Source organism: Streptomyces sp. NPDC001599 (assembly GCF_042893535.1).
Taxonomy (GTDB): Bacteria; Actinomycetota; Actinomycetes; order Streptomycetales; family Streptomycetaceae; genus Streptomyces.
This window is the reverse complement of the sequence record NZ_JBIAVA010000019.1, coordinates 98690-115676: the sequence shown is the minus strand read 5'-3', so window position 1 is coordinate 115676 and position 16987 is coordinate 98690. Positions and strand designations below refer to the sequence as shown.

At 72.8% G+C, this 16987-nt stretch carries 14 protein-coding genes; 8 read left to right on the top strand and 6 right to left on the bottom strand.

The features are described 5' to 3' along the window. Positions 1-72: 72 nt before the first annotated feature. The 3 genes from ACFYZ3_RS33590 to hemB all read left to right on the top strand — a co-directional run bounded on the left by ACFYZ3_RS33590 (position 73) and on the right by hemB (position 3308). On the top strand, positions 73-1029 hold the full coding sequence (locus ACFYZ3_RS33590) for an NAD(P)-dependent alcohol dehydrogenase (protein WP_388525811.1): 957 nt from the start codon (positions 73-75) through the stop codon (positions 1027-1029). Between the two features lie 307 nt (positions 1030-1336). After that, positions 1337-2236 carry a nitroreductase/quinone reductase family protein gene (locus ACFYZ3_RS33585; protein ID WP_388525808.1) on the top strand — a complete coding sequence of 300 codons (900 nt, stop codon included), beginning with the start codon at positions 1337-1339 and terminating at the stop codon, positions 2234-2236. Between the two features lie 79 nt (positions 2237-2315). Continuing rightward, a complete protein-coding gene (gene hemB / locus ACFYZ3_RS33580) occupies positions 2316-3308 on the top strand; it encodes a porphobilinogen synthase (RefSeq protein ID WP_388525805.1) in 993 nt (330 codons plus the stop codon). Positions 3309-3366: 58 nt separating this feature from the next. Here hemB and ACFYZ3_RS33575 read toward each other — a convergent pair whose 3' ends face one another. Beyond that, the gene (locus ACFYZ3_RS33575; RefSeq protein WP_388525802.1) at positions 3367-4110 is read right to left on the bottom strand and encodes a DUF4232 domain-containing protein; all 744 of its coding nucleotides are present in this window, start codon (positions 4108-4110) and stop codon (positions 3367-3369) included. Positions 4111-4322: 212 nt separating this feature from the next. Between ACFYZ3_RS33575 and ACFYZ3_RS33570 the strand changes: the two genes are divergently transcribed. From ACFYZ3_RS33570 to ACFYZ3_RS33560, 3 genes are all read left to right on the top strand, one after another. Further along, positions 4323-5675, top strand: coding sequence for a helix-turn-helix domain-containing protein (locus ACFYZ3_RS33570; protein ID WP_388525799.1), 1353 nt, complete (start codon positions 4323-4325; stop codon positions 5673-5675). A 103-nt stretch (positions 5676-5778) separates the two neighbouring features. Next, positions 5779-6681 carry an SAM-dependent methyltransferase gene (locus ACFYZ3_RS33565; protein WP_388525796.1) on the top strand — a complete coding sequence of 301 codons (903 nt, stop codon included), beginning with the start codon at positions 5779-5781 and terminating at the stop codon, positions 6679-6681. Between the two features lie 83 nt (positions 6682-6764). Then, positions 6765-7982, top strand: a complete 1218-nt coding sequence (locus ACFYZ3_RS33560) for a PLP-dependent aminotransferase family protein (protein ID WP_388525793.1) — start codon at positions 6765-6767, stop codon at positions 7980-7982. 452 nt (positions 7983-8434) lie between these two features. On the opposite strand, the gene ACFYZ3_RS33555 is transcribed toward ACFYZ3_RS33560, so the two are convergent. Both ACFYZ3_RS33555 and ACFYZ3_RS33550 read right to left on the bottom strand, forming a co-directional pair. Continuing rightward, positions 8435-9322 (bottom strand): DUF2690 domain-containing protein, encoded by an 888-nt coding sequence (locus tag ACFYZ3_RS33555; protein ID WP_388525790.1) that lies wholly within the window; start codon positions 9320-9322, stop codon positions 8435-8437. Then, positions 9319-10149 carry a peptidoglycan-binding protein gene (locus ACFYZ3_RS33550; RefSeq protein ID WP_388525787.1) on the bottom strand — a complete coding sequence of 277 codons (831 nt, stop codon included), beginning with the start codon at positions 10147-10149 and terminating at the stop codon, positions 9319-9321. Before ACFYZ3_RS33550 ends, ACFYZ3_RS33555 begins: the two co-directional genes overlap by 4 nt. A 296-nt stretch (positions 10150-10445) precedes the next feature. Between ACFYZ3_RS33550 and ACFYZ3_RS33545 the strand changes: the two genes are divergently transcribed. Continuing rightward, positions 10446-10886: a peptidoglycan-binding protein gene (locus tag ACFYZ3_RS33545; protein WP_388525784.1), complete on the top strand. Its 441-nt coding sequence runs from the start codon at positions 10446-10448 to the stop codon at positions 10884-10886. An 84-nt stretch (positions 10887-10970) separates the two neighbouring features. Here the strand turns inward: ACFYZ3_RS33545 and argS are convergent, their stop codons facing one another. Next, positions 10971-12731: an arginine--tRNA ligase gene (gene argS / locus ACFYZ3_RS33540; RefSeq protein ID WP_388525782.1), complete on the bottom strand. Its 1761-nt coding sequence runs from the start codon at positions 12729-12731 to the stop codon at positions 10971-10973. 173 nt (positions 12732-12904) lie between these two features. On the opposite strand from argS, the gene lysS reads away from it, so the two are divergent. Then, the gene (gene lysS, locus ACFYZ3_RS33535; protein WP_388525779.1) at positions 12905-14650 is read left to right on the top strand and encodes a lysine--tRNA ligase; all 1746 of its coding nucleotides are present in this window, start codon (positions 12905-12907) and stop codon (positions 14648-14650) included. 68 nt (positions 14651-14718) lie between these two features. Here lysS and ACFYZ3_RS33530 read toward each other — a convergent pair whose 3' ends face one another. Then, positions 14719-16056, bottom strand: coding sequence for a DUF2637 domain-containing protein (locus tag ACFYZ3_RS33530; protein ID WP_388525776.1), 1338 nt, complete (start codon positions 16054-16056; stop codon positions 14719-14721). Positions 16057-16144: 88 nt separating this feature from the next. Then, the gene (locus ACFYZ3_RS33525) at positions 16145-16975 is read right to left on the bottom strand and encodes a DUF3558 family protein (protein WP_388525773.1); all 831 of its coding nucleotides are present in this window, start codon (positions 16973-16975) and stop codon (positions 16145-16147) included. Between the last annotated feature and the right edge of the window lie 12 nt (positions 16976-16987).

The window sequence follows — 16987 nt, the reverse complement described above, 5'->3', positions numbered from 1 at the left end:
GTCTAGCGTGAGGTTAGCAGCGGATGCGGGCCTCGCCTCCGCACTTCCCGAACACGATGTGGATCACGAGACATGGGTGAGATGAAGGCGGTTCTCTTCGACCGCTACGGGCCTCCCGAGGTGCTGTACGTCGGACGGCGGCCGGTGCCCGCCGTCGGCCCCGGCGAGGTGCTGGTGCGGGTGCGTGCCGCCGGGGTCAACGGCGGGGACCTGCACGACCGGACGGGGAAGGTGCGCCTGGTGACCGGCCGGGCCTTTCCCAAGGGGTGCGGCATCGACTTCGCGGGGGAGGTGGCCGAGGCCGGGGCCTCGGTTCGCGGATTCCGGGAGGGACAGCGGGTGTGGGGGCTGCTGGGGCGCCGTACCGGCAGCATGGCCGAGTACGTCGCCGTCAGCCCCCGGCGGATCGCGTCCGCCCCCGAGAACCTCACGCCGGAGGAGGCCGTCTCGTTGATCGCGGGCGCGACCACGGCGGTGACCGCGCTGCGCGACAAGGCCGCCCTGCAGCCGGGTGAGCGGCTGCTCGTGCGGGGCGGGAGTGGGGGCGTGGGCAGTGTCGCCGTGCAGGTGGGAAAGGTGCTCGGGGGCCGTGTCGTCGCGCTCGCGGGCGGCCGGAACCTCGACTTCGTGCGGGGGCTGGGCGCCGAGGAGGCGCTGGACCACCGGACGACCGCGCTGTCCGCGCTCGGCCGCTTCGACGTCGTCCTCGACACCGTCGGCACCGAGCAGGCCCGGGTACGGCGGCTGCTGGCACCGGGCGGGCGCATGGTCGCCATCGCCCCCGACCTCGACCGGCCGCTCGCGTGGATCGGTACCGTGCTCGGTTCCGTCGCCCACGGCAGGGGGCGCATCCGCGTCTTCAGCGGCAATCCCGACGGCGCGCTGCTCGCCGAGGCCGCCCGGCTCGCCGAGCGCGGTGACATCGTCCCCGTCGTGGACACCGTCCACCCGCTCGACGGAGTCGCCGACGCCCAACGGGCCCTGGCCGCCGGGGGCGTTCGGGGCAAGCACGTCGTACGGGTGCAGTAGGGCCGGTAACCGGTAACCGGTGGCAGGCGGGCCCGCGTTGACAGGGGGGCGGGCCGGTGCGTGTAATGAGCGTGGTGCCGCGTGGCGCCGGTCAAAGAGCAGTGGGCCGACCGGCGAGCGGGCGAGCGCCCTTCCATCAAGGGGTACGTGATGCGTTCATACTCCGCGCCCTGATTCCGACGCAGCGCTTTCGCCCGTCGTCGTTCCTCATTCCTCATTCCTGATTCTTGTCGGCTTCGTGGCTCGTGACTCGCGGCAGGTGCCGCTGTCGCGGCCTGCCGGCCTGCCGTTCCGGAGACACAAACCCATGCCCACGTCGTTCCACCAGTCCGTCATCGACGAGTTGCGCGCCAACGAGGGGAAGGTCGGCGGCCCCTTCGAGGGCGGAGACCTGCTCCTGCTGACCACCACCGGCGCCAGGTCGGGCGCCGCACGGACCACCCCGCTCGGCTACGTCCGCCACGGGGACGCCCTGCTCGTCGTCGGGTCCAACCTCGGGGGGCCGCGCCACCCCGGCTGGTACCACAACCTGCTCGCCCACCCCGTGGTCCGGGTGGAGGTGGGCACGTCGAGCTTCGAGGCGCTCGCGGTGCCCGCCGAGGGGGCCCGGCGCGAGGAACTGTTCGCGCACGTCGTGCGGGCTGCGCCCGGCTACGGCGACTACCAGGCCCGCACCGGCAGGCGGCTGCCGGTCGTGGTGCTTGAGCGGGCCGAGCCCGAGGGGTGGGAGGGGCCCCGAGAAGTCCGTACGCTCGCCGACAAGCTCCTGGAGGTGCACACCTGGCTGCGCGGGCAGCTGCGGCAGGTACGCGCCGAGGCCGAGGCCCACTTCGCTTCCCCGGCGACGGCCGGTGCGTCGCCGGGCCTCGGGCTGCAGATCCGGCAGCGTTGCCTGGCGTTCTGCCAGGCGCTGGAGTTCCACCACGTGAGCGAGGACGGGCACCTGTTCCCCGGGATCGCCCGGCACCACCCCCACCTGACCGGCGTCTTCGACCGGCTCGCCGACGAGCACCGCACGGTCGCCCGCATCCAGGGTGAGCTGGCCGCCCTGCTGGACGGTGTCGCCATCGCCGATCCGGTGCGCTTCCGGGCCGAGATGGACGAGATGTCCGCACAGCTCAACGCGCATCTCGACTACGAGGAGGAGGTACTGCTCCCGTTGCTGGCCGACGTGCCGTGGCCGCCGGCCGGCCCTCCGGCCTCGTAGGGGAGCCCGCGGGAAGGGGCCGCCCGGGCCGACTTCCCGTCGGCAAAGGCACGGGTGGGGCGGGCGTAGCGTAGGTGGTATGACGACGTACGGATCCTTTCCCGGCACCCGGCCCCGGCGACTGCGGACCACCCCCGTGATGCGTCGGATGGTCGCCGAGACCCGGCTGCACCCCGCCGACTTCATCCTCCCCGCCTTCGTCCGCGAGGGCGCGAGCGAGCCGGTGCCGATCGCGGCGATGCCCGGTGTCGTGCAGCACACGCGGGACACGCTGAAGAAGGCGGCCGCGGAGGCGGTCGAGGCCGGTGTCTCCGGGATCATGCTCTTCGGGGTGCCGGAGGAGGGGAAGAAGGACGCCGCCGGGACGGCGGGCACCGACCCCGACGGGATCCTTCAGGTCGCGCTGCGGGACGTACGGGCCGAGGTCGGCGACGAGCTGCTGGTGATGTCCGACCTCTGCCTCGACGAGTTCACCGATCACGGACACTGCGGGGTGCTCGACGACCAGGGGCGCGTCGACAACGACGCCACGCTCGAGCGGTACGCCGAGATGGCGCAGGTCCAGGCCGACGCGGGCGCCCATGTCGTCGGGCCCAGCGGGATGATGGACGGGCAGATCGGCGTCGTCCGGGACGCGCTCGACCAGATCGGGCGGGAGGACGTCGCGATCCTCGCGTACACCGCCAAGTACGCCTCCGCCTTCTACGGGCCCTTCCGGGAGGCCGTCGGGTCCTCGCTCAAGGGCGACCGCAAGACCTACCAGCAGGACTCCGCCAACGCGCGGGAGTCGCTGCGGGAGTTGGCGCTGGACCTGGAGGAGGGCGCCGACATGGTGATGGTCAAGCCGGCCGGGCCCTACCTCGACATCCTCGTCAAGGTCGCCGAGGCCTCGGACGTGCCCGTCGCCGCCTACCAGATCTCCGGCGAGTACTCGATGATCGAGGCCGCCGCCGAGAAGGGGTGGATCGACCGCGACCGGGCCATCCTGGAGTCCCTCACCGGGATCAAGCGGGCGGGCGCGCGCAACATCCTGACGTACTGGGCGACCGAGGTCGCTCGCACCCTGCGCTGAGCGACCGGTGGCGGCCCCGCACACAAGGGGTGCGGGGCGTCCGGGGGTGCGGGCCCCTTCAGTACTCGAGCGCGTTCGAAGCGTCGGTCTGCCAGTAGGTGACCGTCAGCGCGGTGTCGACGTACACGCCGCCGGAGGGCAGCTTCACCGTGGCGATGGAGCCGTCCTCGAACGGGATGGTGAGGGTCTTCGCGTCGTAGCCGTTCTCGCCGCTGCCGTCGGCGGACGACAGGCGCACGCCCGCGTAGCCCGACTCGCCCGGGGCCAGCGTCGTCAGCGACTGCGGCTTGCTGGACTCCGCGACCGGCGGCACGGACTGGGCCTCGCCGAACCGCGCCGCCGGGTACTGCGGCAGCGCGCACGTCTTCGAGCCGGTGTTGGTGGCGGTCAGCAGCAGGTGGTTGATCGGGCGGGGGGCGTTCGCCGCGGTGATCCGCACGTCGGAGGCGGAGCACTCGCCGGGGACGTCCGAGTCGGAGCCCTTGTCGGCGCCGGTGCTGGAACCGGAGGCCGAGCCGGAGCCCGAGCCCGATGCCTTGTCGTTTCCGGCGGAGCCGTTCGAGGCGGTGGATCCGTTCGAGCCGGTGGAGCCGGTGGATCCGTTCGAGCCCGTCGATCCCTCGACACCCTTCGCGCTGCCCGCCGGCTGGACGCTGTTCCCGTCGGCCGGCGCGGAGGCGGTGGAGTCGGGTGCCGGGGAGCCCGTGAGTTCGTCGCCCTCGCAGGCCGTGAGGGAGAGCGCGGCCAGTGCGACCGTGGTGGCGGCGAACAGGCGGGTACGGGTGATGCGGCGTGCGGACATGGAAGTTCTCCTTCACAAGTGGGGAGTTGAGGCGAGCCGGTCGACCGTTCTCCGGGAGCGGCTGCTTTGATGACCACAGCTTGCGGCCGGGTTCGTCCCAGCCGCCAGCGACGGGCGATCATGCGGGACAATGGGACGCCGGGAACGCCTTGACCTGCGGGAATGTTGTCCCTCTGGGATGCGGTACGGGGATGCGAGGAGAGGGAGGAACGGTGGCGGGGGACGACTTCGCGGGACTGCTTCGGGAGCTGAAGGAGCGGTCCGGACTCAGTTACGGGGCTCTCGGCAAGCGGCTGCACATGAGCGGCTCGACCCTGCACCGGTACGTCAGCGGGGAGGTGGTGCCGGTCGAGTTCGCGCCCGTCGAACGCCTCGCCCGCGTGTGCCGGGCGACGCCGGAGGAGTTGCTCGAACTCCACCGCCGCTGGATCCGCGCGGACGCCCTGCGCGGCGTGAAGAAGGAGGAGGCCGAGGGCGGCGAGGGCTCCGAGGACTCCGAGGGCTCCGAGGGCTCCGGGGATGCCGAGGACTCCGGGAGCCCCGGGAGCTCCGAGGGTCCGGTCGCGGGCAGCGCCCCGCCCGCCCCACCGGCGTCGGCGACGCAGCCCGTGCCGGACGCGCCGCCCGTGCCGGACGCGCCGTCCGTCCTGGACGCACCCGCCCCGGCCCGCCGTCGGGTCCCGCGCGCCGCGCTCTACGCCGCGTCCGGCGTCGTCGCCGTCAGCGCCGCCGTGGCGCTGGTGGCGAATCTCGTCTCCGGCCCGGGAGAGGACGGCGGGCACGGTCCGGCCGGGGCCGTCGCGCAGACCTCCGCGTCGGTGTCCGCGACCGCGACCGGGTCGGGCTCCCCGAGCGCGAGCGCCTCCACGTCCTCCCCGTCCGCCTCCGCGTCCCCGTCCGGGTCCCCCTCCTCGACGCCATCGCGCCGGGCCACCGACGGGCCGAGCCGCGAGGCGCCCCCCGCCGGGCCTCCGCTCACCGTGTCCACCACCCCGTACTACTGGGACGTGCCCTGCGACCACGCCTTCCTGGTCGACCGCAGCCCGCAGAACGTGCCGAAGCCGCCGCCGCAGCAGGGCGCCGTCGGCTGGGCCGCCCCCCTCAAGGCGGTCTCCGCGAACCGGCAGGAGGTCGTCCTCACCGTGCAGGGCACCGGCCCGGAGACGGTGGTCCTGGAGGACCTGCACGTCCGTGTGGTGAGCAGCGGTCCGGCGCTGGACTGGAACCAGTACGTGATGGGCAACGGCTGCGGCGGCCAGGTGGACACCGCGTCCTTCGACGTCTCGCTCGACCTGGGCACACCGACGGCGGTACCGATCGGGGGCCAGCGGGACTTTCCGTACAGCGTCACCGAGTCCGACACGGAGGTCTTCCACGCCACCGCGCACACCAGTGGCCAGGACGTCAGCTGGTACCTGGAGCTGGAGTGGTCCAGCGGCGGCCGGCACGGCATGACACGCGTCGACGACCACGGCAAGCCGTTCCGCACCAGCGCCTCCCGGGACGACTCCTACTACGCGTACCCCCTCGGCGGCGACCACTGGGAGCCGGTCGAGGGCGGGTGACGCGGCGGCCACGGCGGGGCAGCGGCAAGTCGGCCCGGGGGATAGGTTGTTGACCATCTAACCGGTTCGCTTCGTCAGGCGACATCCGAAAGGTGGGACGCCCATGCCCGGTGACGCCCTCAGTCAGGACCCCGCGGAGCTGCGGAGGAGGATCGACAGCAGCAAGGCGCACCCGGCCCGGGTCTACGACGTCTTCCTCGGCGGCAAGGACCACTACCCCGCCGACCTCGCCGCCGCTGCCGCCGGGCTCGCCGCCAACCCGCGCGGTTACCTCGACGTACGGCACAACCGCGACTTCCTGCGGCGCGCGGTGACCGCGCTCGCCCGCGAGGACGGCATCCGGCAGTTCCTCGACATCGGCACCGGGCTGCCCACCGCCGAGAACGTGCACCAGATCGCCCAGCGCATCGCCCCCGAGTCGAGGGTCGTCTACGTCGACAACGACCCGGTCGTGCTGGCCCACGCCCGCGCCCTGCTCACCAGCGGTCCCGAGGGGCGTACGGACTACATCGACGCCGACCTGAAGAGCCCGGCGCAGATTCTGGAACAGGCCGCCGGAACCCTCGACTTCGACCGGCCCGTGGCGCTCTGCCTCGTCGCCATCCTGCACTTCGTCGAGGACGAGGAGGCGTACCCGATCGTCCGCGAGCTGATGGACGCGCTGCCCGCCGGCAGCCGGCTCGTCCTCAGCCACCTCACGGAGGACCTCAACCCGGAGAACATCCGCGCGGTCCAGCGGACGTACACGGAGCGCGGCTTCACCTTCGTGCTGCGCTCCCGCAAGGACGTCGAGCGCTTCTTCACCGAGGCCGGTCTCGAGCCGGCCGAGCCGGGGGTCGTCCCGGTGCACCACTGGCGGCCCGACCACGCGGCACCGGTGCCGGAGCAGCCGGAGGAGTCGTACCTGGCCGACCTGGACGACATCGAGAAGGTCCGCTACCGGGACATCAACGACGTCACGGACGCGGACATCAACGTGTACGGCGGGCTGGGCACCAAGGGCTGACGGCACGGCGGTCGCGGGTCGTACGGGTGTCCGGATCGCGGAAAGTCACCTGTAGGCGGCACGTATTTCTTTACGCTGCGCCCATGACCGTGACTGAGAACGCGCCCGCCGCCACCGCTCCACTGCCGCCGCTCGCCGCGCGGGCCCGGTCGATCGGCGGCTCGCCCGTACGGGACATCCTCGCCGTCACCGCCCGCCCCGAGGTGATCAACTTCGCGGGCGGGCTGCCGGCCCCCGAACTCTTCGACGCGGAGGGCATCGCCGCCGCGTACCGGGACGTCCTCGCCGAGACGCCCGCGCGGGCCCTGCAGTACTCCACGACCGAGGGCGAGCCCGCCCTGCGGACCGCGCTCGCCGCCCGCACCTCGGCGCGCGGGCTGGCCACCGGCGCCGACGACATCCTCGTCACCACCGGCTCCCAGCAGGCCCTGTCGCTCCTGGCCACCGCCCTGCTCGAACCCGGCGACACCGTCCTCGTCGAGCGCCCCTGCTACCTGGCCGCGCTCCAGGCCTTCGGCTTCGCGGGCGCCCGGGTGGTGGCCGTGCCCGGGGACGAGGACGGGATAGACCCCGGGGCACTGGAGGAGCTGGTGGTGCGCGAGCGCCCCAAGCTGCTCTACACGGTCCCCACGTTCTCCAATCCCACCGGCCGCACCGTGCCCGCCGCCCGCCGGGCCGCCGTCGCCGAGGTCGCCGGGCGGTGCGGCCTGTGGATCGTCGAGGACGACCCGTACGGCGAACTGCGCTTCGAGGGCGAGCGGGTGCCGTGGATCGCCTCCTACGAGGGCGCCCTGGACCGGACCGTGCTGCTGGGCTCCTTCTCCAAGGTCATGGCGCCCGGCCTGCGCCTGGGCTGGCTGCGGGCGCCCGCCGAGCTGCGCCGGGCCTGCGCGGTCGCCAAGCAGGCCGCCGACCTGCACACCCCGACCGTCAACCAGCTCGCCGCCGCCCGCTACCTGGCCGACCGCGACCTGGACGCCCACGTCGCCCGGGTCGCCGCCGTCTACGGCCGGCGCCGTGACGCCATGCTCGCGGGCCTCGCGGACGCCCTCCCGGCCGGGTCGGTGTGGACCCGCCCCGAGGGCGGCATGTTCCTGTGGGCTCGGCTGCCGGAGGGGTACGACACCACCGCCCTGCTCCCCGGGGTGGTCCGGCACGACGTGGCGTACGTCCCCGGCGCCCCCTTTCACGCCGGCGAGCCCGACCGCGCCACGCTGCGGCTCTGCTTCGTCACCCAGACACCGGACGAGATCGCGGAGGGACTGCGGAGGCTGGGGGAGGGGCTGCGGGCCGCGAGTTAGACCGGCGCAGGCTGGGTCACTCCCCGGCCGTCGCGACCGTCACCGCCCGGACCCGCAGGGCCACCCGGCCGGTCATGCCGACGCCGAACGCGGTCGGGACGGACAGGGTGATGGCGCTGCCGAGCGTGGTGGCGAGCAGGAGCAGCGACAGGGCCCCGGGACGCGGCGGTCGCGGGGCACCGTACGCCGCCGGCGCTCCCGGGCGCCACCGCGCTCCGTCTCCTCCACGCAGCCGTACCCGGCCGGACCGTGCAGGCTCAGGTGGTGCAGCACCCGCTGTCGGCGCGGATGCGCGAGCGCCTTTGAGCGCGGCGGGGTCGGGTGCTTCGGGTTCCGGGGGCATGCGTGCACAGCCGTCTGTGCACGGCCGTCTGTGCACTGCGGTGCCCCGGTGCCACCCGGGGGGGTTGTCCCACCCCGGCGTCAGATTGCCGGTACGCCCGGTGCCGGTGCTACCCGGGCGAGGGGGACCGGGGCGTCGTGTCGGCGGCACCGCGCACGCGGGCGTCGACGCACTCCCGTTCGCCGTCGGCCGACGCGGGCCGGAAGCAGGCCCGGACGACGGTCCCGGGACGGGCCGCGGTCATGACCGTGTACACGTAGGACTCCGTGTCGACCTCGTCCGCGATCTCCGCGCGCCGGGTCGGGCCGCCCGCCGTCACCTCCAGCCGGTCCCCGACCCGCGTCCCCCACATCCTGGCCCACCCGGCCTGGCACTTGGGGCTGTAGCGCAGCTCCACCCGGGCCCCGGTGGCGGTGCGCTCGGTGGTGAGGGTGTCGGGTCCCGAGCCGCAGTACATATGTATCGGATCCTGACCCTCGCAGGCGGCGCCCCGGCAGCGGGGACCGGGTGCGGACGGCGCGGCGGACGGCGGTCCGTGGGTGTCCCGGTCGCCCTGCCGGTGCGGCAGCAGCAGGAGCGCGGTGACGACGACACATCCGGCGGCGACCGCGCACACCGACGCCAGCACCGCCGGCAGGCGTCCGCGGCCGAGGGGCGGCCGGGCCCCGGACCGGGAAGGCGGGGACCCGGGCGACGGTTCCGCAGGAGTGGGTTCCGCAGGGGCGGCCTCCGGCGGGGCCGGGGCGGGCCGTGCCCCGCGCCCGCTCCACTCCGACTCCGCGATCTCCCACAGCGCCAGCAGTCGCCCCTCCGGCTCCCGCGCGAGCCGGCACAGGTCCCGCACGGCCCGGCGCGGCGGCACGGTCTTGCCGTTGAGGTAGCGCTCCCAGGACGACTTGCTGTACGTGGTGCGCTCGGCCAGCGCCGCCAGACTCAGGCCCGTACGCGTGCGCAACTCCCGCAGCGCCGCGGTCAGCCGGTCGCCCTCCGGCGTCACTCCGGCGCCTTCCCCCGCAGCGCCTTCCAGGTGTGCGGGCCGACGATGCCGTCCACGACGAGCCCGTGCCGCTTCTGGACGCGCTTGACCGCGCGCTGCGTCAGCGGGCCGAAGATGCCGTCGACCTCCCCCGGCGAGAGCCCCGCCCGCGCCAGCAGGCACTGTGCCTCGGCCACCTCCGGGCCCGCCTCGCCGAAGGCCACGACGGCGTCCCGAGTACGGCTGTTGCCCGCGTACCAGAGGCCGTCGGCCCGGGTGATCCGGCAGGTGTAGGTGACCGGTGAGCGGGACGCCGACGCGGTGGCCGGGACGGGCGTGGCCGTCGTCGTACCGTTCGCACGGTCGCCGCCCCCCGCGCCGGGGGCGGAGTCGCCGGGGAGCCGCACCGCCAGCAGGACGGCGGCGGAGACGGCCAGGACGAGGGCCGCCGCACCCGCCACCACGGCGCCGCGCGGCCAACGCCCCCCGGTCCGCCCGTCCCTGGGCGGGGACACGGCCGCCGAGCCCTCCCGCCCGGCTGCTGCCGTGCCGTCCGGCTCGGCCGGGACGTCCCCGCGGGTCCGGGCCCAGCGCTCGGCGGCGACCTCGTGCAGTGCGAGCAGCCGGGTCGGCTCCTCGCCGGCGATCCGGGCCATCGCCTCGACGGCCTCCCGGGGCGGCAGCGACCGCCCGCCGAGATAGCGCTCCCAGGACTTCGCGCTGTACCCCGTCTTCGCGGCCAGCTGCCGCATGCTCAGTCCGCCGTGGTCCTTCACCCGGCGTAATCGCACCACCAACTGGTGGACGCGCGGGTCGAGTTCGGCGGGCAGCTCTTTCCAACGCGACATGTTCCCCCACTCGCGTCCGGGCTCACTGGTCCAGGTCCCCGTTCCCCCGGCCTCATTCTGCATCAGCGACCACGACACCCGTCGGGCATCGGTTCCCGCACCCGTACGGAATCGGCCACCGCCCGCCCCAGCCGTCCCGCGGCGCCGCCTCGGCGGGTGGCGTCCCCGCAGGTCGCGGGGCGGGACGTCCCACGAGTACGCCACTTGCGGTGGGACCCTCGCCGACCCCGCCGCCGGGACCGCAGGATCGTCGTCGACAGCACCGCGAACGCATCGGAGGGGAAACCATGCGAGCTATGACCAGGGCACTCGTGAGTGTGAGCACCGCGGCCGGGATCGCCGTCGGCTCACTCGCGGCAGCGGGCACCGCGGCGGCCGCGCCCGCGCCGGCCCAGCAGCGGGCGGTGAGCGCCGAGGCGGTGTCCGTGCTCGCCGTGAACAACCTGGGGCTGGACACGGAGCACGCCATGAACTGGCAGTGCTACCTGAAGTTCCTGGACTACAACCCCGGCAAGACCGACGGGCTGCTGGGCACCAACAGCTGGAAGGCGTCGCAGCGCCTGTTCGCGTCCGAGGGCTTCTACCCCAGGAACGAGATCGACGGGATCGTCGGCCCCAAGACGATCCGGGGACTGCAGCGCTACCTGAACTCCCACGGCTACAACGCCGGTCCGGCCGACGGGATCGCCGGACCGAAGACCAAGGCGGCGTTCTGGGAGTTCAACGAGACCTGCTGAACCGGACCCGGACACCGCACAACCGGACGCGGCCCGTCCTCCCACGGGGGAGAGGACGGGCCGCGTGCCGTGGCGCGGGGGTGCTCAGAGCCGCTCGGGCGTCCGGATGCCCAGCAGGGCCATGCCCCGGTGCAGGGTGCGGGCCGTGAGGTCGCACAGGAACAGGCGGTTCTCCACCTGCGCCGGCGTCTCGGCCTTCAGGACCGGGCACTTGTCGTAGAACGTCGTGTACAGCGACGCCAGCTGGTACAGGTACGCGGCCAGCTTGTGCGGGGCGTACTCCGCGGCCGCCTCGAAGACGGTGGTGCCGAACGCGTCCAGGTGCAGACCCAGCGCGCGCTCCGCCTCGTGCAGCTCCAGCTCCGGGTGGGCGGCGGGGCGGACCTCGCCGGCCTTGCGGAGGATGGACTGGATACGGGCGTAGGCGTACTGGAGGTAGACGCTGGTGTCGCCGTTGAGCGAGACCATCTGGTCCAGGTCGAACTTGTAGTCGCGGTTGGGCGACGTCGACAGGTCCGCGTACTTCACGGCGCCGATGCCGACCTGCGCGGCCCGCTCCTGGATCTCGTCCTCGGTGAGGTCCCGCGCCTTCTCCCGCACGACCTCCGCCGCCCGCTGCACCGCCTCGTCCAGCAGGTCCTCCAGGCGCACGGTCTCGCCCGCACGCGTCTTGAAGGGCTTGCCGTCGGCGCCGAGCACCGTGCCGTAGCCCATGTTGTGCGCGGTGACCTCGTCGCCGAGCCAGCCCGCCCGGCGGGCGGTCTCGAAGACCATCCTGAAGTGCAGCGACTGGCGTACGTCCACGACGTACAGCAGCGTGGTGGCGTGCAGGTCCTGGACGCGGTTGCGGATCGCGGTCAGGTCCGAGGCCGCGTAGCCGAAGCCGCCGTCGGCCTTCTGCACGATCAGCGGCACCGGCTGGTCGTCCTTGCCGCGGATCTCGTCGAAGAACACCACGAGCGCGCCCTCGGAGCGCACCGCGACACCCGTCTCCTCCAGGATGCGGGCGGTCTCCGGCATGCCGTCGTTGTACGCGGACTCGCCGACGATCTCCTCGTCGCGGATCTCCATGTCGAGCTTCTCGAAGACGGAGTAGAAGTAGACCTTCGACTCGTCCACGAACTGCTGCCACAGCTCGAGCGTCTCCTTGTCGCCGGACTGGAGGGCGACGACCCGCCGCCGGGCCCGCTCCTTGAACTCCTCGTCCGCGTCGAAGACCGCGCGCGACGCCTTGTACACCCGGTTCAGGTTCGACATGGCCTGCTCGCCGTCGACGTCCCCGGCCGGGGCCAGCTCGCCGGGGTGCTCGAACAGGTACTGGATGAGCATGCCGAACTGGGTGCCCCAGTCGCCGATGTGGTGCCGGCCGATCGTCTTCTCGCCGGTGAAGTCGAGCATGCCGCGCAGGGCGTCGCCGATGACCGCGGAACGCAGGTGGCCGACGTGCATCTCCTTCGCCACGTTCGGCTGGGCGTAGTCGACGACCGTGGTGCCCGCGTCCTGCTTCGGCGGCACACCGAGGCGCTCGCCGTCCGCGAGCCGCGCGGCGAGGTTCGCGGTGATCGCCCGGTCGGCGACGGTGATGTTGAGGAAGCCGGGTCCCGAGACCTCGACGTCCTTGATCAGCTCGTCACCGGTCGTGATGTGGGCGACGACCTCGGTCGCCAGCTCCCGCGGGTTGGCCTTCGCCTTCTTGGCCAGGGCGAGGATGCCGTTGGCCTGGTAGTCGGCCCGGTCGCTTCGTCGCAGCAGCGGGTCCGCGCCGGCGGCCTCCGGCCGGGTGGCCGTGAGGGCGGACGCGAGGTGCTGCTGGACGGAGTCGCTGAGGGACGTGACCGAGGCCATGGAGTGGCTGCCGTTCTGCTCGGGTTCCTGGAAGTGGTACAGAAACCGAGTATCCCACGCGGTGAAAAGCGGTTTTCGCGGATGCGGGCCGGGCTGGGAGAATGGAGCGGTCAGCCGTGCGACCGTACCGGCTGTCTCCGGAGCGGTTCCGGGGAAGCTTCAGGAAAGAGGACGTGCCGATCGTGGCTCAGAGCACAGAGACCACCGACTGGGTCTCCCGTTTCGCGGACGAGGTCATCGCCGAGTCGGAGCGTCGTGCCCCGGGCAAACCAGGTGTCGTCGTCGCCTCCGGACTCTCCCCCTCCGGCCCCATCCACCTGGGCAACCTGCGCGAGGTCATGACCCCGCACCTGGTCGCCGACGAGATCCGCCGCCGCGGGTACGAGGTGCGGCACCTCATCTCCTGGGACGACTACGACCGCTACCGCAAGGTCCCGGCCGGTGTCCCCGGCGTGGACGAGACCTGGGCCGAGCACATCGGCAAGCCCCTGACCTCCGTCCCGGCCCCGAAGGGCTCCCCGCACCCGAACTGGGCGGAGCACTTCAAGGCCGCGATGACCGCCTCGCTCGCCGAGATGGGCGTCGAGTTCGACGGGATCAGCCAGACGGCGCAGTACACCTCCGGCGTCTACCGCGAGCAGATCCTGCACGCCATGAAGCACCGGCGGGACATCGACGCGATCCTCGACCAGTACCGGACGAAGAAGGCCGCGCCGAAGAAGCAGCAGCAGAAGCCCGTCGACGAGGCCGAGCTGGAGGCCGCCGAGGGCTCCGGCGCCGCCGCCGAGGACGACGGCAGCTCCGGCTCCGCCGGGTACTTCCCGTACAAGCCGTACTGCGGCAACTGCGAGAAGGACCTGACCACGGTCACCGCCTACGACGACGCCTCGACCGAGCTGACGTACGCCTGCACCGCCTGCGGCTTCTCCGAGACCGTGCGGCTGAGCGAGTTCAACCGCGGCAAGCTGGTCTGGAAGGTCGACTGGCCGATGCGCTGGGCGTACGAAGGCGTCGTCTTCGAGCCCAGCGGCGTGGACCACTCCTCGCCCGGGTCGTCGTTCCAGGTCGGCGGGCAGATCGTCGGCATCTTCGGCGGCAGGCAGCCGATCGGCCCGATGTACGCCTTCGTCGGCATCAGCGGCATGGCCAAGATGTCCTCGTCCAAGGGCGGAGTCCCCACCCCGGCCGACGCGCTCCAGATCATGGAGCCGCAGCTGCTGCGCTGGCTGTACGCCCGCCGTCGTCCCAACCAGTCCTTCAAGATCGCCTTCGACCAGGAGATCCAGCGGCTGTACGACGAGTGGGACCGCCTCGACGCCAAGGTCGCCGACGGCAGCGCCCTCCCCGCCGACGCCGCCGCCCACGCGCGCGCCGTCGGCACGGCCGCCGGTGAGCTGCCGCGCACGCCCAGGCCGCTGCCGTACCGCACGCTCGCCTCCGTCGCCGACATCACCGCGGGACACGAGGACCAGGCGCTGCGCATCCTCGGCGAGCTGGACCCGGCCAACCCGATCGCGTCCCTGGGCGAGGCCCGGCCGCGCTACGACAAGGCCGAGGCGTGGATCAACACCCACGTCCCCGCCGACCAGCGCACCATCGTGCGCCAGGAGCCCGACGCCGAGCTGCTCAAGTCCCTCGACGAGCCGAGCCGCCAGTCGCTGCGGCTGCTGCTCGACGGGCTGGCCGACCACTGGTCCCTGGACGGGCTCACCCACCACGTCTACGGCGTCCCCAAGGTCCAGGCGGGCTTCCCCGCCGACGCCACGCCCAAGGAACTGCCGCCGGAGATCAAGACCGCCCAGCGGACGTTCTTCGCGCTGCTCTACCACCTGCTCGTCGGCCGCGACACCGGCCCGCGCCTGCCCACGCTGCTGCTCGCGGTGGGACAGGACCGGGTGCGGGCCCTGCTCGGGGAGTAGCACCGCACGGACGGTACGAAGAAGGGGGCACCCGGTTCTCGCCGGGCGCCCCCTTCGCCGTAGCCGCCTCAGGCGATGTGCTCTTCCTGGAGCTCCCGCATGTGGCGCTCGGTGAACGCCTTCACCATGCGATCGGCCTCACGCGGAGCCAGCGGCACGCCGAAGGTCGCCTCCACGTCGTTGCGGAACTGGGCAACCGTGGGGTAGCTGCCGTCGATCGACTTCCGGAAGACCGTGTAGTAGTCCTCCTCCGTCGGTTCCGGCTCGGCCGTGCCGACGCCCTCACCCAGCTCGCGGGTGCGCCCCGGCACGACCGGTATCGGGAAGCTGCCCGTCTCCTCCGGCGAGGGCTCCTGCAGCGGGGGCTCCTCCTCGTACTGGTCCCGGTACTGGTCGGCCTGCTGCTGCTCCTCGTACCACTGGGCGTACTGCTCGCCCGGGTCGTAGCTGGGGTCGTAACCGCCCTGGTAGGCGACCTGGCGGGTGTTGAACCAGGGGCTCTGCTCCGGGCCGTCCTCCTCCCCGGCACCGTGCGGCGGCCCGTCCTCGGGTCCGGACCGGTCCGCGGGTCCGGACCGGTCCGCGGGTCCGGACCGGTCCGCAGGCCGGGGCCCGTCCGCCTCGGGGCCCTTGACCAACTCGGCACGCTGTTCGCCCACGGGGGCCTGCGGGCCCGTCTCCTCGAGCTGCCGCGGCGCCGGCGGGAGCAGGGCCGGTTCGATGCCCGCCGCCGCCAGCCCGGCGGGGCCGGTCTGCGCCAGCGGGACGCCGTAGCGGGCCAGCCGCAGCGGCATCAGGGACTCCACGGGCGCCTTGCGGCGCCAGGCGCGGCCGAAGCGGGACCGCAGCCGGGCCCGGTAGACCAGCCGCTCCTGCTCCAGCTTGATGACCTGCTCGTAGGAGCGCAGCTCCCACAGCTTCATGCGCCGCCACAGCAGGAACGTCGGCACCGGCGAGAGCAGCCAGCGGGTGAGGCGGACGCCCTCCATGTGCTTGTCGGCGGTGATGTCGGCGATCCGGCCGATCGCGTGCCGGGCGGCCTCCACCGACACCACGAACAGGATCGGGATCACGCCGTGCATGCCCACGCCCAGCGGATCGGGCCAGGCCGCGGCGCCGTTGAACGCGATCGTCGCCGCCGTCAGCAGCCACGCCGTCTGCCGCAGCAGCGGGAAGGGGATGCGGATCCAGGTCAGCAGCAGGTCCAGGGCGAGCAGCACACAGATGCCCGCGTCGATGCCGATCGGGAAGACGTACGAGAAATTCCCGAACCCCTTCTTCAGGGCCAGTTCCCGCACCGCCGCGTACGAACCCGCGAAGCCGATCCCGGCGATGATGACGGCACCGAAGACGACCAGGCCGATGAGGACGCGATGCGTCCGGGTCAGCTGAAGTGGCGCGGCCACCCGTACTCCCCTCCCATTGCGTGTTGTTGCGCGCAACAGAGTGGCACATGTGTGCGGGGGACGGGTGACCGGTGGGTCGAAGAGACCGTCAGCTGTCCTTCGACGGCGCCTTGGAGGACGAGCCGGAGGGCGCCGGCGTGCCGCTCGGGGTGCCGCTCGGCTTGCCGCCGGCGGAGGTGTCGTTGGCCTTCATCACCGCGGCCACCGCCTCCTTGGCCGCCTTCTGCGCGTCCTTCACCAGGTCGTCGGCGTCCGGGGTCTTGTCGCCCGCCAGGCCCGCGCCGTTGAAGTCGACGGTGACGACGACGTTCTCGGCCCGTGTCACGACCGTCTGCTGCTTGAAGGTGCCTTCCTTCTTCTTCAGGTCGTAGCTCACCACGGAGGCCTCGTTGCCCGTGCGGCTCACCGGCGCGGTCTTGAGGCTCTTCGCGCCCTCCGCGGCCTGCGCGTCCTTCAGCTGCTTCAGGTAGTAGTCGTGCGCCAGCTTCTCACCCTCGCCACGCGTCACGTCCGACTCGAAGCGCAGCATCGACACGCTCAGCCAGCGGAACTGAGAACCCTTCACGCCGTTGTCGTCGAGACTGTCCCAGGAGCAACTGGCCCGCGTCGCCGTGTCGTCGGACGAGCCCTCCTTGCCGGAGTCGCCCTTCGGCACCAGGTCGTCCAGCGTCTTCTTCGACACCACCGAGCACGGCTCCGGAAGCTTCCCGTACGCCGCCGCCTTCACCGTCGGGGACGGGCTCGCGGACGAGGACGCGGCGGACTCCTCCGCGGCCTTGTCCTTGCCGTCGTCGGAGCCGGAGTCCGAGGAGCAGCCGGCTGCCACCAGCATCACGGGTACGGCGGCCGCGCCGACAAGGACGCGGGTGAGTCGCTTCGCTCGCTGCTCTCGCTGGTCACGCTGGGCTCGTAGCTGCATGGTTCCTTCACT